This window comes from Pseudomonas sp. SMN11 (genome assembly GCF_052041945.1).
In the GTDB taxonomy this organism is placed as follows: domain Bacteria; phylum Pseudomonadota; class Gammaproteobacteria; order Pseudomonadales; family Pseudomonadaceae; genus Aquipseudomonas.
On record NZ_JBKGGW010000086.1, the window covers coordinates 1 to 749 of the forward strand.

1 protein-coding gene is annotated in these 749 nt (G+C 57.7%); it reads right to left on the reverse strand.

Annotated features, from left to right (window positions below):
* A partial coding sequence (locus ACLEJU_RS28645; RefSeq protein WP_440776778.1) for an elongation factor Tu occupies positions 1 to 749 on the reverse strand: 749 nt, incomplete at both ends.

Below are 749 nucleotides of genomic sequence, written 5' to 3' on the forward strand. Positions count from 1 at the left end.
TTGCGGAACATCTCAACACCGGTGCAGGTGGTGGTGGTGGTGTCACGCAGACCAACGATTTCCAGCGGATCCTGAACGCGGACGATACCACGCTCGATACGGCCGGTAACAACGGTACCACGACCCGAGATCGAGAATACGTCTTCGATCGGCATCAGGAATGGCTGGTCGATGGCACGAACTGGCTCAGGGATGTAGGCATCCAGAGTTTCTACCAGCTTCTTGACAGCGGTAGTGCCCATTTCGTTGTCGTCTTTGCCTTCCAGCGCCATACGAGCCGAACCGATGATGATCGGGGTGTCGTCGCCTGGGAAGTCGTAGGTGGACAGCAGGTCGCGAACTTCCATCTCGACCAGTTCCAGCAGCTCAGCGTCGTCTACCAGGTCAGCCTTGTTCAGGAAGACCACGATGTACGGAACGCCAACCTGACGGGACAGCAGGATGTGCTCACGGGTTTGTGGCATCGGACCATCGGCGGCCGAGCAAACCAGGATCGCGCCGTCCATCTGGGCAGCACCGGTGATCATGTTCTTCACGTAGTCAGCGTGACCTGGGCAGTCAACGTGAGCGTAGTGACGAATGTTCGAGTTGTACTCGACGTGAGCGGTGTTGATGGTGATACCGCGCGCTTTTTCTTCTGGAGCCGAGTCGATCTTGTCGAACTCAACGACGGCCGAACCGAAAACTTCGGAGCAGACGCGAGTCAGAGCTGCGGTCAGAGTGGTCTTACCGTGGTCAACGTGGCCGAT